At 56.2% G+C, this 18,912-nt stretch carries 18 protein-coding genes and 1 pseudogene; 11 read left to right on the top strand and 8 right to left on the bottom strand.

Annotated features, from left to right (window positions below):
- The first annotated feature begins 92 nt into the window (after window positions 1-92).
- From C7386_RS06740 to C7386_RS06715, 6 genes are all read left to right on the top strand, one after another.
- A complete protein-coding gene (locus tag C7386_RS06740) occupies window positions 93-1,142 on the top strand; it encodes an FAD:protein FMN transferase (protein WP_165815490.1) in 1,050 nt (349 codons plus the stop codon).
- Window positions 1,132-1,503: a NusG domain II-containing protein gene (locus tag C7386_RS06735; protein ID WP_116705121.1), complete on the top strand. Its 372-nt coding sequence runs from the start codon at window positions 1,132-1,134 to the stop codon at window positions 1,501-1,503. The genes C7386_RS06740 and C7386_RS06735 overlap by 11 nt, the downstream gene beginning before the upstream one ends.
- 12 nt (window positions 1,504-1,515) lie before the next feature.
- The gene (locus tag C7386_RS06730) at window positions 1,516-2,031 is read left to right on the top strand and encodes a Gx transporter family protein (RefSeq protein ID WP_116705120.1); all 516 of its coding nucleotides are present in this window, start codon (window positions 1,516-1,518) and stop codon (window positions 2,029-2,031) included.
- Window positions 2,032-2,081: 50 nt separating this feature from the next.
- Window positions 2,082-2,414: a hypothetical protein gene (locus tag C7386_RS06725; RefSeq protein WP_116705119.1), complete on the top strand. Its 333-nt coding sequence runs from the start codon at window positions 2,082-2,084 to the stop codon at window positions 2,412-2,414.
- 892 nt (window positions 2,415-3,306) lie between these two features.
- The gene (gene gltX / locus C7386_RS06720) at window positions 3,307-4,959 is read left to right on the top strand and encodes a glutamate--tRNA ligase (protein ID WP_110437093.1); all 1,653 of its coding nucleotides are present in this window, start codon (window positions 3,307-3,309) and stop codon (window positions 4,957-4,959) included.
- Between the two features lie 135 nt (window positions 4,960-5,094).
- On the top strand, window positions 5,095-6,756 hold the full coding sequence (locus C7386_RS06715; protein WP_110437092.1) for a glutamine--tRNA ligase/YqeY domain fusion protein: 1,662 nt from the start codon (window positions 5,095-5,097) through the stop codon (window positions 6,754-6,756).
- 177 nt (window positions 6,757-6,933) lie between these two features.
- Here C7386_RS06715 and C7386_RS06710 read toward each other — a convergent pair whose 3' ends face one another.
- The 3 genes from C7386_RS06710 to C7386_RS06700 form a co-directional block, all read right to left on the bottom strand.
- Window positions 6,934-7,593 (bottom strand): hypothetical protein, encoded by a 660-nt coding sequence (locus C7386_RS06710; protein ID WP_116705118.1) that lies wholly within the window; start codon window positions 7,591-7,593, stop codon window positions 6,934-6,936.
- Between the two features lie 17 nt (window positions 7,594-7,610).
- Window positions 7,611-8,273, bottom strand: coding sequence for a hypothetical protein (locus C7386_RS06705; protein WP_116705117.1), 663 nt, complete (start codon window positions 8,271-8,273; stop codon window positions 7,611-7,613).
- Window positions 8,274-8,372: 99 nt separating this feature from the next.
- On the bottom strand, window positions 8,373-9,614 hold the full coding sequence (locus C7386_RS06700) for a 6-phosphofructokinase (protein ID WP_116705116.1): 1,242 nt from the start codon (window positions 9,612-9,614) through the stop codon (window positions 8,373-8,375).
- A gap of 260 nt (window positions 9,615-9,874) precedes the next feature.
- Between C7386_RS06700 and fba the strand changes: the two genes are divergently transcribed.
- The 4 genes and pseudogenes from fba (at window position 9,875) to nrdG (ending at window position 14,318) form a co-directional block, all read left to right on the top strand.
- Complete coding sequence (fba, locus tag C7386_RS06695) at window positions 9,875-10,843, top strand: class II fructose-1,6-bisphosphate aldolase (RefSeq protein WP_116705115.1); 969 nt, start codon at window positions 9,875-9,877, stop codon at window positions 10,841-10,843.
- Between the two features lie 416 nt (window positions 10,844-11,259).
- A complete protein-coding gene (locus tag C7386_RS06690; RefSeq protein ID WP_116705142.1) occupies window positions 11,260-13,593 on the top strand; it encodes an anaerobic ribonucleoside triphosphate reductase in 2,334 nt (777 codons plus the stop codon).
- A 69-nt stretch (window positions 13,594-13,662) separates the two neighbouring features.
- A pseudogene (nrdD, locus tag C7386_RS06685) lies at window positions 13,663-13,809 on the top strand (anaerobic ribonucleoside-triphosphate reductase); the annotation flags it as partial.
- Window positions 13,809-14,318: an anaerobic ribonucleoside-triphosphate reductase activating protein gene (gene nrdG, locus C7386_RS06680; RefSeq protein ID WP_110437086.1), complete on the top strand. Its 510-nt coding sequence runs from the start codon at window positions 13,809-13,811 to the stop codon at window positions 14,316-14,318. The pseudogene nrdD and the gene nrdG, both read left to right, overlap by 1 nt.
- A gap of 498 nt (window positions 14,319-14,816) precedes the next feature.
- Here nrdG and C7386_RS06675 read toward each other — a convergent pair whose 3' ends face one another.
- The 5 genes from C7386_RS06675 to tsaE all read right to left on the bottom strand — a co-directional run bounded on the left by C7386_RS06675 (window position 14,817) and on the right by tsaE (window position 17,867).
- The gene (locus C7386_RS06675) at window positions 14,817-15,401 is read right to left on the bottom strand and encodes a GNAT family N-acetyltransferase (protein WP_110437085.1); all 585 of its coding nucleotides are present in this window, start codon (window positions 15,399-15,401) and stop codon (window positions 14,817-14,819) included.
- Window positions 15,402-15,472: 71 nt separating this feature from the next.
- The gene (locus tag C7386_RS06670; RefSeq protein WP_110437084.1) at window positions 15,473-15,838 is read right to left on the bottom strand and encodes a hypothetical protein; all 366 of its coding nucleotides are present in this window, start codon (window positions 15,836-15,838) and stop codon (window positions 15,473-15,475) included.
- Window positions 15,839-15,913: 75 nt separating this feature from the next.
- Window positions 15,914-16,543, bottom strand: a complete 630-nt coding sequence (gene upp / locus C7386_RS06665) for a uracil phosphoribosyltransferase (protein WP_110437083.1) — start codon at window positions 16,541-16,543, stop codon at window positions 15,914-15,916.
- A gap of 179 nt (window positions 16,544-16,722) precedes the next feature.
- Window positions 16,723-17,445: a tRNA (adenosine(37)-N6)-threonylcarbamoyltransferase complex dimerization subunit type 1 TsaB gene (gene tsaB, locus C7386_RS06660; RefSeq protein WP_116705114.1), complete on the bottom strand. Its 723-nt coding sequence runs from the start codon at window positions 17,443-17,445 to the stop codon at window positions 16,723-16,725.
- Window positions 17,442-17,867: a tRNA (adenosine(37)-N6)-threonylcarbamoyltransferase complex ATPase subunit type 1 TsaE gene (tsaE, locus tag C7386_RS06655; RefSeq protein WP_110437081.1), complete on the bottom strand. Its 426-nt coding sequence runs from the start codon at window positions 17,865-17,867 to the stop codon at window positions 17,442-17,444. Before tsaE ends, tsaB begins: the two co-directional genes overlap by 4 nt.
- A gap of 194 nt (window positions 17,868-18,061) precedes the next feature.
- Between tsaE and C7386_RS06650 the strand changes: the two genes are divergently transcribed.
- Complete coding sequence (locus C7386_RS06650; protein WP_110437080.1) at window positions 18,062-18,901, top strand: undecaprenyl-diphosphate phosphatase; 840 nt, start codon at window positions 18,062-18,064, stop codon at window positions 18,899-18,901.
- Window positions 18,902-18,912: the final 11 nt, after the last annotated feature.

Here is an 18,912-nt window from a genome sequence, read left to right as displayed (position 1 = left end):
TGTTTTTTTGTCTTATATGATACTTGCACGCTGCGGGAACGTGCGGTATAATGTACAGTGATTTTGTATTGTATAAACAAAGGAGCAATGCTATGAAACGCTATCTTGCAGCGGCGATGCTGCTGCTTGCGCTGTCCGGCTGCGGCTCAAGCGGCAGCAGTACACAGCTCTACACTATCACCGAGGACTTTTTTGCGATGGACACCTACATGTCGGTCGATGTGTCAAGCGAAAAGAGCGAAAGCGCGGCAGAGGACATGGCTGTCAAGATCGAGCAGCGCGTCAATCAGCTGGACGCGGCGCTCTCGCGCACGCAGCAGGCGGGCGATCTCTACAAGCTGAATCACGCGAACGGCCAGCCGACCGAGGTGAGCGATGACACATACACCGCGCTTGAGAAAGCACTCGAGTACGCCGAGACGACAAACGGTGCGTTTGACCCGACGATGGCGCCGCTGACCGACCTCTGGGGCATCGGCACGGACAACGCGCGTGTGCCCGCGCAGAGCGAGATTGATGAAGCGCTGACGCATGTCGGCTATCAGAACGTCAAGCTGCTCGGCAACAATCAGGTGCAGCTGCTGAACGGCGCACAGGTCGATCTGGGCGGTATCGGCAAGGGCTACGCAGGCGACATCGTGCACGAAATGGTGGAGAGCGACACCTCGGATCAGTGGCACGTTCTGGCGCGGCTGAGCGGCAATATTGAGATGTACGGCGGCAAAACCGCAGACAGCGGCACGGACGACTGGAACATCGGCATTGCCGATCCAGACGACAACACGGATTCGATTGCGGTGGTGTCGCTGCGTGACGGCTCGGTTGTTACTTCGGGTGATTACGAGCGATTTTTTGAAAAGGACGGCAAGCGCTATCACCACATTTTTGACCCAGCAACAGGGTATCCGGCGGACAGCGGCCTGCGCGGCGTGACCGTTATTGACTCGTGCTCGACCAAGGCGGATGCGCTGACAACCGCGCTGTTCGTCATGGGTCTGGATAAGGGCATGAAATACTGCGAGGAGAACGAGATTGCGGCCGTGTTCATCACCTCGGACAAGCAGGTGTACACCACATCCAAGACAGGGGACTGCACGTTTGAGTTCCTCGGCGAGAAAAAGGGATACACCTATGCGGAATAAGCTGAAATTCGGTGATTTTATCATCATCGGCGTGGTTCTGGCGATGGCAGGCGCGCTGGCGGCAGCGCTGACGTTTCACAGCTCCGGCGACAAGCTGTACGCTGAGGTCTGGCAGAACGATACGCTCATCGAGCGGGTACAGCTGAACGACGCGACCGACCGCACGATCAAGCTGGACGGCAACACCATTGTGCTCTCGGGCAAAACAGCGAAAATGGCGGACGCAGACTGTCGGGATCAGGTGTGCGTGCGTACCGGTACACTTACCCATGCCGGACAGGCGGCGGTCTGTCTGCCGCACCGCGTGGTGCTCAAGCTGGTCGGCGTGAATGACAGCAGCATCGACGCTGTGGTATCGTAAGGGGTGCAGCACATGAAAAATGCAAAACGATTGACGCTCTGCGGCATGCTGGCGGCGGTGGCCGTCGTGCTCTCGCTGGTCGAGCGCATGTTCCCGCTGGATGCCATCGTGCCCGTGCCCGGCGTCAAATTAGGGCTGGTGAATGTGGTGACGCTGTTTGCGCTCACGCGGCTGAGCGCGAGAGACGCATTCGCCATTGTGGTAACGCGCGTTGCCATTTCCTCGCTGCTGATGGGCAGCGTGTCGGCGTTCCTGTTCTCGCTGTTCGGCGGCCTGCTGTCGCTCATCGTGATGGGAATCCTGCTCAAAGCCGAAGGCAGATTCTGCTCACTGTTCGGCGTGAGCGTAGGCGGCGCTGCGGCGCATAATATCGGACAGATGGCAGCGGCTGTGATCTGGCTGAAAAACTGGGCCGTAATCGCATATCTGCCGTTCCTGCTCGTGATGAGCGTGCCGCTCGGACTGGTGACGGGACTGACCTGCTCGGTCGTGTTACATCACCTCAAAAAAATTGATTTCAGTGCATAAATTTGAAAAAGCAGCCTCATACTAACGAAAACAGATTAGGAGGGACTGCTATGAAAAAGCTGATCGCCCTGCTGGCGGCGCTGACGATGCTGTTCGTCTGCGGCTGCGGCAGCAACAGCAAGGATAACGGCACAGACAACGGCAATGGCACCAACAATGGCACCAACAACGCTGTTGATGAGCGGCGCGACACCAACACGAATACCGTCGGTGATGACGTCCGCGAAGGCGTGGACGAAGCAGGCAATGCCGTCGGAGACGCGGTGGACGATGCTGGCAACGCTATCCGCGATGGCGCAGACGCCGTGACCGGAGATAACAATAATGCGGCGAAGCAGCCGAATACGGCGAATGGTACGAATGCTCCGGCGGAAAATCCGTAAAACAGAAACGGCATGGCGTAAGCTGTGCCGTTTTCCTTTTCTCTTGACATAGAGTGACCGGGGCACACGAACTGCGTCAGCGTGTTCGCTCCTAACGGGCGGGGCGTTTTTCGCTGAACCTCAGCGGGGAGTGTGCCGCCTGCGGACGGCAGGAACGTTGCGGCGCCCGCCGCTGGGGCAAAAAGGAAGGGACACCTGCGGTTTCCCTTCCTCTTTGAACTCCTACCTTTCCCTTAGATAGCCTGGCGCAGATTTCCTATATGTGACCGCTCCAAAATAGGGGAACGGCAGTCGGGTTACCACAGCGTGTCTTTCTCCGCCTTTTCGCAGTTCACAGATAGCTTACTGCTACACATATCGGCTTCTACGCAGGGTGCGGCATAACAGTGCCGAACAATTTATTAGCGCTTTATGATAGACAGGGCCTGCAAGGATAAATTGTATCAAACGCCTAAAATCGCAGGTGCCGTGCGGTACAACGTGCCAACGGGTTGCGCGACACTGCTATGTCGCGCCTGCGGAGACCCTCTGATATGTGTAGCAGTAATGTATCTGACCCTGCGAATAGGTTGAGAAAAACACGGAAGAAAAAATCCTCTGCCGTTCCCTTGTTTCGCAGCGGTTGCATGTCGGCAATCTGCGCCAGGCTATCTAAGGGAAAGGGGAGATTCACAAGAGGGCGGAAACCGCAGGTGTCTGTCCTCTTGTGCGCCCGCGCGGCGTCAGCGCAATTTCCGTTCGCTTCGCAAGCGGCAAAACAAGCGATTAAAACCGGCTTTATGTCTTGCGTACAAGGCTGCATTGTGCTAAAATAATACTATTATGGGAAAAACACTCGTGGAGCGCACAAACCGCGTCTCCGCGCAGTCTAACGAGTTGGAGTGAGAGATAAATGGATTACAACCGTTTGGCGGAACTGCTGTTTCCGCATATCAATACCACGCCGGAGGAGATGGAGGCCCGCTATCCCAAGCGTGAGCTGCCCGAGGGTGCAAAGGTAACCCGCATGGGCCCAAGCCCGACCGGCTTCATGCACCTCGGCAACCTGTACGGTGCACTGGTGGATGAGCGCCTGGCGCACCAGTCCAAGGGTGTATTTTATCTGCGTATTGAGGACACCGACCGCAAGCGTGAGGTAGAAGGCGGCGTACAGATGATCATCGACGCGTTCAAGTCGTTCGGCCTGCCGTTCGACGAGGGTGCAACGACTGACGGCGAGACCGGCATCTACGGTCCGTACCGACAGAGCCAGCGTGCCGAGATCTACCAGACCTTCGTCAAGAGCCTCGTGCAGCGCGGCATGGCGTACCCGTGCTTCTGCACCGAGGAGGAGCTCTCCGCCGCGCACGAGCAGCAGGAGAAGAACAAGGAAAACTTCGGCTACTACGGCAAGTACGCCGTATGGCGCGACCGTCCGATGGAGGACATCGAGGCAGAGCTCGCCAAGGGCACGCCGTATGTTGTTCGTTTCCGCTCGGAGGGCAGCATTGAGCACAAGATCCGCCATGAAGATCTCGTCAAGGGCAAGATGGAAGTCACCGAGAACGATCAGGACGTGGTTATCCTCAAGTCCGACGGCATCCCGACCTACCACTTTGCGCACGTTGTGGACGACCATCTGATGGGCACGACCGTCGTTGTCCGCGGCGAGGAGTGGCTGGCAACGCTGCCGGTACACCTGCAGCTGTTCCGCGCGATGGGCTGGAAGGCGCCGAAGTACGCACACACCGCCCAGCTGATGAAGATCGACCCGGAGACCGGCGGCAAGCGCAAGCTGTCCAAGCGCAAGGACCCGGAACTGGCGCTGACGTTCTACGCGCAGGAGGGCTATCCGGTACCGGCGGTTCTCGAGTACCTGATGACGCTCCTCAACTCCAACTTCGAGGAGTGGCGCCGCGCAAATCCCGATCTGCCGATGAACGATTTCCAGTTCACCACCAAGAAGATGAGCGGCTCGGGCGCGCTGTTTGACATCGAGAAGCTGCGCGACGTTTCCAAGAACGTCATTTCGCGCATGACGGCAGAGCAGGTTTACAACTTTGTTGCCGAGTGGTCTGCTGTCAACGACAAGGAGTTTAACGCACTGCTGACCCGCGACCCGGCATTCTCCAAGGCGTACCTCGCCATCGGCCGCGGCGGCAAAAAGCCGCGCAAGGATCTTGCGCTGTGGTCGGATGCCAAGGGCTACATGGACTTCATGTTCGACGAGCTGTTCCAGCCGGATTACACCATGCCGGAGCGCGTCTCCGCTGAGGACGCCAAGGCAATCCTGAGCGATTTTGCAGGCATGTTCGACGAGAACGATACGCCGGATGGCTTCTTCGACAAGATGAAGCAGATCGCTTCTGCACACGGCTACGCCGCCGACACCAAGGCGTATAAGGCTGACCCGTCCGCCTATAAGGGCGCCGTCGGTGATGTGTCCATGGTTGTCCGTGTGGCAGTGGCAGGCCGCCAGAACGCACCGGACCTCCAGACCGTAATGGGTATTCTGGGTAAGGAAAAGGTTCTGGAACGCCTGTCTAAGTGCGCAGATGCGCTTTGAATAATGGAAAATGTAAAATGGATAATGGAGAATGAAGGAGCCGCCCAAAGGGCGGAATTAAATCATCGCGCGCAGCGCGATACCGCAATTTTCAATTTTCCATTTTCAATTCTCAATTCCAAGGGAGAATAATAAATGTTAGAGAATGTAAACAACTTCCTCACAGAAATCATCGACGAGGATATTAAAAACGGTCTTTCCGAGCGCATCCACACCCGCTTTCCGCCGGAGCCGAACGGTTATCTGCATATCGGCTCGGCAAAGGCGATCTTCATCAACTGGTCTATCGCAAAAAAATACAACGGTCTGTTCAATCTGCGCTATGACGACACCAACCCGGTCAAGGAGGATACCGAGTATGTAGACTCCATCTGGGAGGACATCAAGTGGCTGACCGGCGAGGAGCCGAGCGGCGGTGTGTACTACGGCTCGGACTACTTTGAAACCTGCTTTAACTGCGCGGTACAGCTGATCAAGGACGGCAAGGCGTATGTTGACGATCTGACGCAGGAGGAAATGCGCCAGTACCGCGGCTCTCTGACCGAGCCGGGCAAGCCGAGCCCGTACCGCGACCGTTCGGTTGAGGAGAACCTGCAGCTGTTCCAGGACATGCGCGACGGCAAGTTTGCCGACGGCTCCAAGACGCTGCGTGCCAAGATCGACATGGCAAGTCCGAACATGAACCTGCGCGACCCGGCGATTTACCGCATCGTGCGTGCACACCATCACCGTCAGGGCGATAAGTGGTGCATCTATCCGCTGTACGACTTTGCACACCCGATTCAGGACGCACTTGAGGGCATCACGCACTCCATGTGCTCGATTGAGTTTGAGAACCACCGTCCGCTGTACGAGTGGGTGGTTGACAACTGCCCGCTGCCGCATCATCCCAAGCAGCGCGAGTTTGCCCGCCTGAATGTAACGCACACCGTTATGTCCAAGCGTTATCTGCGTCAGCTGGTATTTGAAAAGCACGTTGAGGGCTGGGACGATCCGCGTATGCCTACGCTGTGTGCGCTGCGCCGCCGCGGCTACACGCCGAGCGCCATCCTCGATTTTGTACAGCGCGCCGGCATCGCAAAGGCCAACTCGCTGGTTGACATCAAGCTGCTCGAGCACTGCATCCGCGAGGAGCTGAACGAGACCGCGCTGCGCCGCATGGCAGTCACCGAGCCGGTCAAGCTGGTTATCACCAACTATCCGGAGGGTCAGTGCGAGGAGTTCGAAGTGCCGAACAATCCGCGCAATGAGGAAGCAGGCAACCGCAAGGTTCCGTTCACCCGTGAGCTGTATATCGAAAAGAGCGATTTCGCGGAGGTTCCGCCTCCGAAGTTCCAACGTCTCAAGCCGGACGGCGAGGTTCGTCTGATGGGCGCGTATATCGTCAAGTGCAACGAGATCGTCAAGGACGACAACGGCGAGATCGTGGAAATCCGCTGCACGGCTGATCTTGAGACCCGCAACGGCATGCCGGTGGACGGCCGCAAGGTCAAGGGCACCATTCACTGGGTATCTGCCGAGCACGCCATCGACGCGGACCTGTATCTGTACGATAATCTGTTTACCCTCGAGAACGTTAATGACGTACCGGAGGGCACGGATTATCTGGATTACCTCAATCCGGATTCGCTCAAGAAGCTGACCGGCTGCAAGCTCGAGCCGTCGCTGGCTGATGCCAAGGAAGGCGAACGCTTCCAGTTTGTCCGCATGGGTTATTATTGCAAGGACCGCGAGAGCGGCCGATTCAACCGCATTGTTACCCTTAAGGACAGCTTTGCAAAAACGCTGAAAAAGTAAGCACAGATAAGAAAAGCTCTCTGAACTTTGTTCAGAGAGCTTTTTTCGTTAGAGATGAATTGAGAATGGAAAATGGAAAATGAAGGAGCCGCCTGAAAGGCGGGATTAAATCATCGCGCTGTGCGCGATACCGCAATTCTCAATTCTCCATTTTCAATTTTCCATTACTGCAATCGCTTAAATGATGCGGCTTTCGATTTCTGCATCCGGTGCCAGAACCTTCACGAAGAACTCGAGTCGTCGGAGTGCGTTCTCGATAACCGCCTGATCGGTATCCGGCGTGCCGAACACGGGATGGAACACATGGCGGCTGTCCGGATGGATGCAGGTTCGGTCGTCCGCACCGGCGATCATGCTGAAAATGATACCCGAGCTATCGCGTCCGCAGATGTCCTTCGGGTAGGTATGCGTACTTGCGGCGCGCATACCCAGAAACGGCAGCTTTTCGCTCGGCGTGAAGATGGTCAACGGGCCGTCCATACGGTCGATGTCATGTGTGCCGGAGAGTACGAACGTGGTCAGCTCCAGCAGAAAGGGAACACCCATCACCGGGTCATCCTCGGGGAACGGACGTCCCTTGAACAGCACCGACTCGAACTGCTGCATGACAGGATAGGTCTTTTTGAACTTCTTGAAAAACCGGAAGTACGGGTTTTCACCGAAAACGGCCTTGCGGTCGTAGTCGGCATACTTTTCGCGCAGGGCATCCAGTTCTGCGTGAACAAGGTCGTAAAATTTCGTTATATCCCATGCAGAACGGTCGGGATAGGTGACTTCGAGGATGCCGAGCGGAATATTGCGCTCGGCAAAGGTCGGGTCCTTGGTGATTTCAAGCATAAGAGTACCTCGATTTGTTAAGCGGGTTCGTAGGCGCTGTGATAATCGGCAGCGGCTTCGCCGGTCAGCACGTCATAGTAGCACCAGCCGTCGTCCGGACTGATGAAAAAATACACGCCGAGAGGATGCTCCGCGCTGCCTCCGATGCGGGACATATATTCGCCGCCTGCGGCCTCGCCGGTGCGGATGATTTCGTCAACGGATACCGGATGCAGCACGGCGATCATGCCGAGCTGCGCGATGGCGTAGGACAGGTACAGCAGGAAGATGGTATAGGCGGACTGCCGCAGCGAAGCCTCCTGCAGAGGGTGGTTCATGCACTTGCCGATCAGCAGGCCGATGAAGGACAGCACGATCAGCGCTGCAATCCACCAGAAGCTGATCTCATACAGCGGGTTCATGCCGGACAGCAGGGCAATAAACAGCATCAGCGCCACCAGAAAGACGAGCAGCGCCTGCGCCCAGCGGCTGTGATCCCTGCCGTCGGGATTACTGGGTCTGCTGTTCATAAAAATGTTGAAAATGAGCGCGACCGGCGCGAACACCCACAGATAGGTCGGGAAGCCGCCGATGGCACCGTCATACACGGTGTTCCAATGCATGGCGAGCAGGCAGGTGCCCAGCCAGACGATGACGGAAGCCGCAAGCAGAAGATTTTTCTTGGATTTCAAAAGCTTCATACAGAAATTCCTCTTAAAAGCAAACGGGCAGAGCCTTGCGGCTCTACCCGTTTTGATTACGCACCGCAAGGCACGCTCTGTTCAGTTAAACCGAAAAGATTAAGCCTCAGCCTTGATCTTCTTCAGGTTAGCGAAGCGCGGCAGACCGGATACCTTCGGGCCAACGTTCTCGCCGTTGATGAGCGGCAGAGCGTAGTCAACGAACTCCTGCGTTACGCCGTTGCCTTCTTCGTTGATCCACTCACGCGGAACCTTCTTCTCGGTGTTGGCAACCTCGGAGAGCGGCAGCAGCTCGATCTCGCACTTGTAGCCGTTCTCGTCACGGGTGCACTTGAAGCCCGGCATGTAGTCGGTCTTGCCTGCAACTGCGTTCTCAACAGCAGCCTTGCCGGACATATAGGACTCGTCGACGTCGGTCTTGGAAGCGCAGTGAGCAGCGCAGCGCTGCAGCAGGCTCAGCTCGATGCCGCGAACCTTGCAGCCCAGCTCGTTCTTAACGGTGTCAGCCAGCATGGAAGCCAGACCGCCGAGCTGTGCATGGCCGAAGCCGTCGGTAGCAGAGGTCTTAGCCTCGGATACGAAGGAGCCGTCAGCGTAGTGGATACCCTCGGAAACAGCTACCAGGCAGTTGCCCTTCTCGTCGTAGATGCGCTTTACGTCAGCCAGGAACTTCTTCATATCGAAGTCGGTCTCCGGCAGGTAAACCAGATCCGGACCTGCGCCCATAGCGGTAGCCAGACCGGCAGCACCAGCCAGCCAGCCAGCGTGACGGCCCATGATCTCTACGACGCAGACCATGCCGGTGTCGTATACGCGAGCGTCCTGATAGATCTCCATGCAGGAAGTAGCGATATACTTGGCAGCGGAAGCAAAGCCCGGGCAGTGGTCGGTGCCGAACAGGTCATTGTCGATGGTCTTCGGAATGCCCATTACGCGGCACTCGTAGCCGGACTTCATCATATACTTGGAAACCTTGTTGCAGGTATCCATGGAGTCGTTGCCGCCGTTGTAGAAGAAGTAACGGATGTCGTACTTCTTGAAGATCTCAAGGATGCGCTTGTAATCGGTGTCGTCAACATCCGGATCAGCCAGCTTGTAGCGGCAGGAGCCCAGTGCAGAGGACGGGGTGTAGCGCAGAAGAGCCAGCTCGTCGCGGTCTTCCTTGTCGATATCATACAGGTCGTCGTTCAGCAGGCCCTTGATGCCGTGTGCCATGCCAAATACGCGGGTGATGGACGGATTGTCCAGTGCTGCCTCCAGCGCACCCAGAACAGAAGAGTTGATTACGGAAGTCGGGCCGCCCGACTGACCGATGACGCAAGCGCCTTTCAGTTCACTCATTGATAAAACCTCCTAAGCAAATTAAAACGCAGAGCTGTGCCATGCATTTTCTTACTCATAAAGAGTATCATATAATATGAAAAAAATCAATGAAAATCCTGCGTTTTCGGCAGGTTTGGCAATTTTGGCAAACATGCCGCAGGAATTCGGCGAAAAAATGACAGGATTTTTTTGATATGGACTTGATTTTAGTATGCTTAACTGATAAAATAAAAGCAGAATTTTTAAGATTCAGTTTTTATCAGAAAGGAAGTATTCCCATGCCTTTAGTTACTACTACTGAGATGTTCAAGAAGGCCTACGACGGCGGCTACGCTGTTGGCGCTTTCAACGTGAACAACATGGAGATCGTTCAGGGTATCACCGAGGCTTGCCAGGAGCAGCACGCTCCGGTAGTCCTGCAGGTATCCAAGGGCGCACGCGCTTACGCAAACCACACCTACCTCGTTAAGATGGTAGAGGCTGCTGTTATCGAGTGCCCGGATATTCCGATCGCTCTGCACCTGGACCACGGCCCGGACTTCGAGACCTGCAAGGCCTGCATCGACGGCGGTTTCTCCTCCGTTATGATCGACTGCTCCTCCCGTCCGTTCGACGAGAACGTTGAGGAGACCAAGAAGGTTGTAGAGTACGCTCACGCTCACGGCGTTGTTGTCGAGGCTGAGCTCGGCACCCTGGCTGGCGTAGAGGATGACGTTAAGGTTTCCGCTGCGGATTCCTCCTACACTCATCCGGAAGAGGTTGAGGAGTTCGTAACCCGCACCGGCTGTGACTCTCTGGCGATCGCAATCGGCACCTCTCACGGCGCTTACAAGTTCACTCCGGAGCAGTGCACCCGCAATGCTGACGGCGTTCTGGTTCCGCCTCCGCTGCGTTTCGACGTACTCGAGGAAGTTTCCAAGCGTCTGCCGGGCTTCCCGATCGTACTGCACGGTTCCTCTTCCGTACCGCGTGAGTTTGTTGACAAGATCAACAAGTTCGGCGGCAAGATGCCGGATGCAATCGGCATTCCGGAGGAAGAGCTGCGTCACGCTGCACAGCTGTCCGTCTGCAAGATCAATATCGACTCCGATATTCGTCTGGCTATCACCGCTTCTATCCGCGAGCACTTCGCTGAGCATCCGGATCACTTCGACCCGCGCCAGTACCTGAAGCCGGCTCGTCAGGCTGTCAAGGACATGGTTACCCACAAGCTGATCAATGTTCTGGGCTGCAACGGCAAGGCATAAGATCATTTTCTGATCGAAACCAAAGAACCTCGGAATCCTGTTCCGGGGTTCTTTTTTTCATCTTGTGATGGAGAATAGAACGGATACCATATATAGTGTATCCGTTTCTCGCGGGAGAAATTACCACAGAGAAAATAAAGGAGAAACTTTGTGAAATTTGTCGCGCTTTTCTGATAAATTTTTCGAGTCAAGAGGAAAAGTTTAGAGAATACTCCAATAAAAATAGTGCTTTTCTTGCAAATGTGCCAAAAAGAATTTAGCGCCTTGACAGGGCGGTGTTTCTGCGTTAGAATATATAAGCAAGAGATAAGCAGACACAAGATATTGTGCGATATCGAATGCAGCACTACATAATTTAGTAAATAATCAAGAAATCGCCGTCAGGCGGTTTTTGTATGAGAGAGGGATTTTTCTTTATGATTCAGCAGATCGTCAAGCGGGACGGGCGCATGGCTCCCTTTGAGATCGACAAGATCACAAATGCAATTTTCGGCGCAGCACAGGCATCCGGCGGCCAGGACCACGATATGGCGCAGGAGCTGGCAGAGCAGGTCGAAAAAACGCTGGAGGAGACTGCTGGAACCGAAACTCCCACCGTTGAACAGGTGCAGGACACTGTTGAGAAGGTTCTGATCGAAAGCGGACATGCCCGCACGGCCAAGAAGTACATCCTGTACCGCAACGAGCGCACCCGCGTGCGTGAGATGAACACCCGTCTGATGAAGGTGTACGAGGATCTGACGTTCAAGTCCTCGCTCGAGAACGACGTCAAGCGAGAGAACGCCAACATCGACGGTGATACCGCGATGGGCACCATGCTCAAGTACGGCTCCGAGGGCGCCAAGCAGTTCTATGAGATGTTTATCCTCGATCCGGCGCATGCCAAGGCGCACCGCGAGGGCGATATCCATATCCACGATCTGGATTTTCTGACGCTGACCACCACCTGCTGTCAGATTGACCTGCTGAAGCTGTTCCGCGATGGTTTTTCCACCGGTCACGGCTTCCTGCGTGAGCCGAACGACATCCGTTCGTACTCCGCGCTGGCGTGCATCGCCATCCAGTCCAACCAGAACGACCAGCACGGCGGTCAGAGCGTGCCGAACTTCGATTACTCGATGGCGCCGGGCGTGCGCAAGACCTTCCGCAAGCTGTTCCGCGACAATCTCGCCAAGGCCCTTGAGGTGTTCGGCGAGGACGACAACAACGAGGTCGATGCGCGTGCGCTGACCGAGCGTGTCGAGCAGGAGACCGGCAAGTGGGCTTGTCTGGCAGGCGGTAACGGCTATGATGAAGCGATGGCGAAGGTACTTTCCGAGACGCTCGACGAAAAGACGGTTGCAAAGTGCATGAAGTTTGCCCGCAAGTACGCGGATAAGGAAACTCGCAAGACCACCTATCAGGCAATGGAGGCGCTGGTTCACAACCTGAACACCATGCATTCGCGTGCAGGTGCGCAGATTCCGTTCTCGTCGCTCAACTACGGTACGGATACCTCACCGGAGGGCCGTCTGGTCATGGAGCAGCTGCTGCTCGCGACCGAGGCCGGTCTGGGCAACGGGGAGACCCCGATTTTCCCGATTCATATTTTCAAGGTCAAGGAAGGCGTCAACTACAACGAGGGCGACCCGAACTACGACCTGTTCAAGCTGGCATGCCGCGTTTCCGCGAAGCGCATGTTCCCGAATTTCTCGTTCCTCGATGCACCGTTTAACCTGCAGTATTACAAGCCGGGTCATCCGGAGACCGAGGTCGGCTACATGGGCTGCCGCACGCGTGTTATGTCCAACGTGTGCGATCCGACCCGTGAGATTACCTACGGCCGCGGCAACCTGTCGTTCACGTCGGTCAACCTGCCGCGCATCGCAATCCGCAGCCACGGCGATCTGGACTGGTTCTTCGAGGATCTCGACCGCAAGATCGACCTCGTTATCGACCAGCTGCTCGACCGTTTCCGTATCCAGTGCGGCAAGCGCGTGCGCAACTACCCGTTCCTGATGGGCGAGGGCGTATGGCTGGATTCCGAAAAACTGGGTCCGGATGACGAGGTTGGCGAGGTGCTTAAGCACGGAACGCTGACGCTCGGCTTCATCGGTCTGGCAGAGTGCCTCAAGGCGCTCATCGGCGTACACCACGGCGAGAGCGACGAGGCGCAGAACCTTGGTCTTGAGATCGTTGGTCACATGCGTCAGCGCATGGATGAGGCAACCGAGAAATACCACCTCAACTTCTCGCTGATCGCTACCCCGGCAGAGGGTCTGTCCGGCCGGTTTGTCAAGATCGACCGTGAGAAATACGGCATGATTCCCGGCGTTACCGATCGTGATTACTACACCAACTCCTTCCATGTGCCGGTTTACTATCCGATTTCGGCGTTTGAGAAGATCGCCCGCGAGGCGCCGTATCACGAGCTGACCAACGGCGGTCATATCAGCTACATTGAGCTGGACGGCGATCCGACGCAGAATCTCGAAGCGTTTGAGGCTGTCGTTCGCGCGATGAAGGAAGCCGGCATCGGCTACGGCGCGATCAACCACCCGATCGACCGCGATCCGGTCTGCGGCTATACCGGCATTATCGGTGAAGTATGTCCGCGCTGCGGCCGCCGCGAGGGTGAAGGCGTTCCGCTGTCCAAGCTGCAGAAGCTGGGACTGTATAAAAATTATAACAGCACCACGATCGGCTATCACGGCGACCCTGCCGAAGAAGCCGACCGTCAGCCGAATGCATTGAAAATCGTCAAAAAGTGACAGGAAAGGGAGCATTCTATCATGGAAACTAAGAATATCGCTGCACAGGAGCCGATGATTGGTGAAGGTGTAGGCTTTGAACGTATCCGCCGCATTACGGGTTATCTGGTAGGCACGCTCGACCGCTTCAACAACGGCAAGCGCGCGGAGGAGCACGACCGCGTAAAGCACAGTGTTTCGAGCTGCTGCTCCATGCGTCAGGAGCACACCGCCTGATGGAAGGTAAAATCCGCATTGCAGGTACAGTCGGGGAGTCCATTGTGGACGGCCCCGGCTTCCGCTATACGCTGTTTGTGCAGGGCTGTCCGCACGGCTGTCCGGGCTGCCACAACCCGCAGACGCACGACTTTGAGGGCGGTCAGGATATTGAGCTGGACACGCTGCTGAAGGATATGTGCCGCAATCCGTTCATCAAGGGTGTGACGTTCTCGGGCGGCGAGCCGTTCTGTAAGGCAGAACCGCTGTATCATCTTGCGGTGGAGCTGAAGCGCAAGGGCAAGCACCTGATGGCGTACTCGGGGTACACGTTTGAGCAGCTGCTGGAGCTGAGCGATCCGTTTGTGAAAAAGCTGCTCGGGCAGTTGGATTTACTGGTAGACGGGCCGTTTATCATGGCGGAGAAGAACATCGAGCTGCGGTTTCGCGGCAGCGCGAACCAGCGGGTACTGGATGTGCCGAAGTCGCTGGAGGCGAATGAGGCTGTCTGGGCGGAGCAGTATCGATGATTATCGTTTGGCAAACGGAGAAACGCGCCGTACCCACGGCGTGTGGGGAATTGCGGCGGTTGCGCCGCGGCAATAAGAGGGTAGACACCTGCGGTTTCTACCCTCTTGACTCCCGTTTCCCTTTGGAATAGCACGGCGAAATTTTCAGAACTGAGACTATAAAGGAACGGCAGAGGATTTTTTTCTGCCGTAGGGGAGCACAGTGTGCTCCCATTTCTTTACCTCTGCGCAATGCCGGATTCCGTACTGCTACACATGCGGTTTATTCTACGCAAGCGCAACATAACAGTGTTGCGCGACTCTTTTTCGCGTTATTACGGACGGCACCTGCGGGTTTCATTTAATGACGGACTTTACCGTAGGGTGCGGCAAGGTGAATTGCGGCAACGCCGCAAGAGAAGGTACCCTGGGGTACGACCTTGGCGCACCGGGTAAACCGCATGCACCATTGCTAAACAATGCGTATCGCACAAAATGATAACAAAAGAGCACAGAAACTCACGTTTCGGTGCTCTTTTTATTTTCTGACAGTTCGTTTTCTGATTCTGCCTTCTCTGCGAGGTGCGGATTCCGGACTACACACCGTACACACGGTGCGGTCTTGCCGAAGACGGTATGACTGACCTTTTCGGTCGGCTGCATACGGCAGGCAACGGCGGTATGCAGTCCTGCGAGATCATCCTTCTGCACGAAGGCGCTGACCTCGTCGGCGTGCATGGATTCGAACGCGTACAGCAGGCACGCGGCGATGCACTCGCGGCCGACGCCGATGCCGCGCAGCTCATGCCGGACGATGCAGTTCGCGGTCAGCACGCGTTCCGCGCCGACCTGCTCGTAAGTCAGGCCGCACAGAGCCGCGGGAACGCCGGTCGGCTTATCAAGTGCGAGCAGCCAACCGCAGCCCTCGGTTTGATAGCGGCGCAGCGTATCCACCAGCCAGTCCAGCGTCTGCTCGTAGGAGAGTGCGCCGCCGAGCGTCTGCATGGTCTCCGCGCTGCGCAGGAGCGGCGTCAGCAGGTCGAGGTCGTCCGCACTCAGCTCGCGGTAGTCCATGCGGCTGGAGTTTAGTTCGTAAAATTGCATAGGTTCAATTTTCTCCCAACAAAACGGTGCGGCTCGAAAGCCGCACCGCAAAAGTGTCCTTAAAAGTGTCTCTATCTGTTTCGATACCAGAATACAAATTTGCGCACCAGTACGCCTAGCGTTAAGCCGACCAGCGAGGGAACAAGCCCGTAAAACAGGCTTTGCATCTCAGTCGAGCGGAACGTGGCAAGCGGCAGAACAATCGCCCACAGGCCGACGAACACGGGCATCAGACCGTATCGCGGCAGGGCGCGGTATGCCGCCCGGAACGTACACAGCAGCGCCGAAACCGGCAGAATCAGCCAGAAGCCGAGCAGCCAGTAGGCAAATTCATTGCCATACAGCAGACCGGGGATCAGCCCGACCGCCGTCACGACGCCGTAGCAAAGGGCGAGGCTCCAATACGGGGATAAACGCCGGATACCATCAAATGTCATACGGTTCACCCTTCTTTGCAGGGACGGTCGGTGTGAAATTGTACTGCAGATACCGAAAAATCAGCGGTATATTGCTTACTTGGTGCCGAAGATACGGTCGCCGGCGTCACCCAGACCCGGAACGATGTAGCCGTGGTCATTCAGCTTCTCGTCAATGCCGGCAACGAAGATCTCAACGTCCGGATGAGCCTTCTGAACAGCGGCAACGCCTTCCGGTGCGCCGATGAGGTTCATCAGCTTGATGTGCTTTACGCCGCGGCGCTTGAGACCGTCGATGGCAGCGATAGCGGAACCGCCGGTAGCCAGCATCGGGTCGAGCAGCAGTACGTCGCGATCCTCGATGTCATTCGGCAGCTTGCAGTAATATTCGATCGGCTGCAGGGTTTCCGGGTTGCGGTACAGACCGATGTGGCCGACCTTGGCTGCCGGAATCATCTCCAGAATGCCCTCAACCATGCCCAGACCTGCACGCAGGATCGGCACGAGCGCGATCTTCTTGCCGGAAATAACCTGTACGCGCGCCTCAGCGACCGGAGTCTCGATGGTGATCTCCTTGAGCGGCAGATCGCGGGTAGCCTCATAGCACATCAGCATTGCAATCTCAGCAGCAGCCTCGCGGAACTCCTTAACGCCGGTGGTCTTGTCGCGCATCAGCGCCAGCTTGTGCTTGATAAGCGGGTGGTCCATTTCATGTACGGTTGCCATAATAAAAATCTCCTTTATCCTAAAACTTTTTTGCTTCAGGCAATATCGCATAATTGAACAAGAGCGATTTGCGAGTGGGTTTTGCGCACTGACAAGGCGCGGTTTTGCAATAATACTTTGTGTATTACCGTGAAATCGGAACGAAGTCAGGATACAAAATTTCCGCAAAGCGCCGCAGCTTAATTGTGCGGTGTTGTCTGCTGTTTGGTCTGTGCCAGACGCGCCATGCGCTCGCGCTCTGCCTGCGGACGACGCAGATAGAAGGCGTCCAGCTCCTGGGGGGAGCAGGCTTTGCCCTCGCGGAACAGGGGGAGTGCGGCGGCGGCAACACCAAATCCGGTCGCAAACCGCAGCTCGGCAGGTGCGAGCCGCAGACCGGTGCAGTTCTCTTTGATAGTATTATAACACAGATCTGCGCCATCTCCAACCAGAAAATACGGCGCTTCTCCGATTTCTTCGGCAAGCTCGGTCAGCTTGATCGCACGGTCATCGCACAGACGGCGTACTCTGCCGTCCTCCACGGTGAAAAGCGCGTTGTAGACCTGACCCGCACGCGCATCCATCACGCAGCACAGATCGCCGCCGAGTGCGCGGGCGCCCCATGCCATCGCCTCGAGCGTGGAGACACCGAGGCACGGCTTGTCCGCGCCGAGCGCCAGACCCTTGACCGTGGCCACACCGATGCGCACACCGGTAAACGAGCCGGGGCCGTGCGCGACAGCGATCGCGTCCACGTCAGCGAGCGATACGCCGCAGTTTGCCAGCAGGTTTTCCACCATCGGCAGCAGCGTGCGCGAGTGCGTCAGGCCGCAGTTCTGAAAGGACTGCGCCACCAGTTTTTCGTCCTCGGTGAGCGCGACAGACGCGCTGACCGCCGAGGATTCCAGTGCAAGAATTTTCATACAGTCACTTCTCCAATCGTAATGCGGCGGTCGTTGTCCGCATCGCCGTAGGCAATATGGACGGTTTTGTAGGCTTCCGGCAGAACGTCTGCGGCGTTTTCGCTCCATTCGATGAGCACAATGCGGCTGCCGTCGAGATATTCGTCAAAGCCGATCTCGAACAGCGCTTCGCTGTCGAGAATGCGGTACAGGTCGAAGTGCGCGACCTTGACCGTCGGCGTTTCGTATTCGTTTGCAATGGCAAAGGTCGGGCTGGTGACGCGGCCCTCGTAGCCGAGTCCGTGCAGCACGCCGCGCGTGAATGCGGTCTTGCCGGCACCGAGGTCGCCGGAGAACGCAACGACATCGCCTGCCTTGAGGCTTTTGGCGTATTCTGCGCCGAGTGCTTCGGTCTCCTCGGGTGAGTGGGTGATATATTCCATGAAAACACCTTTCTGTCAATCATAACTATACATTTATAATATACCACGGTACACTCGGAATGGCAAGTCAGCCTGCTGCAAAGTATAACTTTTTTATGACATTTCCGCTTGTTTGCTTGCGGGATGGCATAAGTTGTGGTAAGGTATAAAATAACATAAGAAAAACGGAACAAAAATTTAAGGAGGAAAACCCTGTGATAGAATTGCTCAAAGCATTTCTGTTCGGCATTGTAGAGGGCATCACCGAGTGGCTGCCGATCAGCAGTACCGGACACATGATTCTGCTCAATGAGTTTGTAAAGCTGGACGTGTCGGAAGCGTTTTACAGCATGTTCGAGGTGGTTATTCAGCTCGGTGCGATACTCGCGGTCGTTGTCCTGTTCTGGGGACAAATTTTCCCGTTTGAACGGCGAAAGGGCCGTCACGGCGGCGCATCCATCGTGCTGAATATGGATACCGTCAAGCTGTGGATCAAGATTCTGGTAGCTTGCGTTCCGGCGGCGATCGTCGGTCTCAAGTGGAACGACCTGTTTGAAGAACTGTTCTACAATTACCAGACGGTTTCCATTGCGCTGATCGTGTTCGGCGCAGCGTTTATTCTGGTCGAGAATGCGCATAAGGGCAAGCCGGCGCGCATCAACGCACTCACGGAGCTTACTTATCCGACCGTATTTATGATCGGTATGTTCCAGCTGATTGCGGCTGTGTTCCCGGGCACCTCGCGCTCCGGCGCGACCATCGTCGGCGCACTGCTGCTCGGCGTGTCGCGTACCGTGGCTGCGGAGTTTACGTTCTTTCTGGCCATTCCGGTCATGTTCGGCGCAAGCCTGCTCAAGATTCTCAAGTTCGGCTTTGCGTTTACATCCACCGAGCTGATGATCCTCGGTATCGGTACAATCACCGCGTTCGTGTCCTCGCTGCTCATCATCCGTTTCCTGATGAGCTTTGTCAAGAAGCACGATTTCAAGGTGTTCGGCTGGTATCGTATTATCCTCGGTATCGCCGTGCTGGCGTACTTTATGCTGGCGAAGTGAATAGGAAAAAG

The sequence above is a fragment of the Agathobaculum butyriciproducens genome (assembly GCA_003096535.1).
GTDB lineage: Bacteria > Bacillota > Clostridia > Oscillospirales > Butyricicoccaceae > Agathobaculum > Agathobaculum butyriciproducens.
The sequence above is the reverse complement of the archived record's forward strand: the minus strand, read 5'-3'. Positions and strand labels throughout refer to the sequence as shown.

Bases quoted from the DNA above. Each gene is read 5' to 3' on its own strand.
- C7386_RS06735 (WP_116705121.1), top strand. From the start codon at position 1,132: ATGCGGAATAAGCTGAAATTCGGTGATTTTATCATCATCGGCGTGGTT.
- C7386_RS06670 (WP_110437084.1), bottom strand. From the start codon at position 15,838: ATGACATTTGATGGTATCCGGCGTTTATCCCCGTATTGGAGCCTCGCC.
- tsaB (WP_116705114.1), bottom strand. From the start codon at position 17,445: ATGAAAATTCTTGCACTGGAATCCTCGGCGGTCAGCGCGTCTGTCGCG.
- C7386_RS06710 (WP_116705118.1), bottom strand. From the start codon at position 7,593: ATGCTTGAAATCACCAAGGACCCGACCTTTGCCGAGCGCAATATTCCG.
- upp (WP_110437083.1), bottom strand. From the start codon at position 16,543: ATGGCAACCGTACATGAAATGGACCACCCGCTTATCAAGCACAAGCTG.
- fba (WP_116705115.1), top strand. From the start codon at position 9,875: ATGCCTTTAGTTACTACTACTGAGATGTTCAAGAAGGCCTACGACGGC.
- nrdG (WP_110437086.1), top strand. From the start codon at position 13,809: ATGGAAGGTAAAATCCGCATTGCAGGTACAGTCGGGGAGTCCATTGTG.
- C7386_RS06730 (WP_116705120.1), top strand. From the start codon at position 1,516: ATGAAAAATGCAAAACGATTGACGCTCTGCGGCATGCTGGCGGCGGTG.
- C7386_RS06725 (WP_116705119.1), top strand. From the start codon at position 2,082: ATGAAAAAGCTGATCGCCCTGCTGGCGGCGCTGACGATGCTGTTCGTC.
- C7386_RS06705 (WP_116705117.1), bottom strand. From the start codon at position 8,273: ATGAAGCTTTTGAAATCCAAGAAAAATCTTCTGCTTGCGGCTTCCGTC.
- C7386_RS06715 (WP_110437092.1), top strand. From the start codon at position 5,095: ATGTTAGAGAATGTAAACAACTTCCTCACAGAAATCATCGACGAGGAT.
- C7386_RS06690 (WP_116705142.1), top strand. From the start codon at position 11,260: ATGATTCAGCAGATCGTCAAGCGGGACGGGCGCATGGCTCCCTTTGAG.
- tsaE (WP_110437081.1), bottom strand. From the start codon at position 17,867: ATGGAATATATCACCCACTCACCCGAGGAGACCGAAGCACTCGGCGCA.
- C7386_RS06740 (WP_165815490.1), top strand. From the start codon at position 93: ATGAAACGCTATCTTGCAGCGGCGATGCTGCTGCTTGCGCTGTCCGGC.
- C7386_RS06700 (WP_116705116.1), bottom strand. From the start codon at position 9,614: ATGAGTGAACTGAAAGGCGCTTGCGTCATCGGTCAGTCGGGCGGCCCG.
- C7386_RS06675 (WP_110437085.1), bottom strand. From the start codon at position 15,401: ATGCAATTTTACGAACTAAACTCCAGCCGCATGGACTACCGCGAGCTG.
- gltX (WP_110437093.1), top strand. From the start codon at position 3,307: ATGGATTACAACCGTTTGGCGGAACTGCTGTTTCCGCATATCAATACC.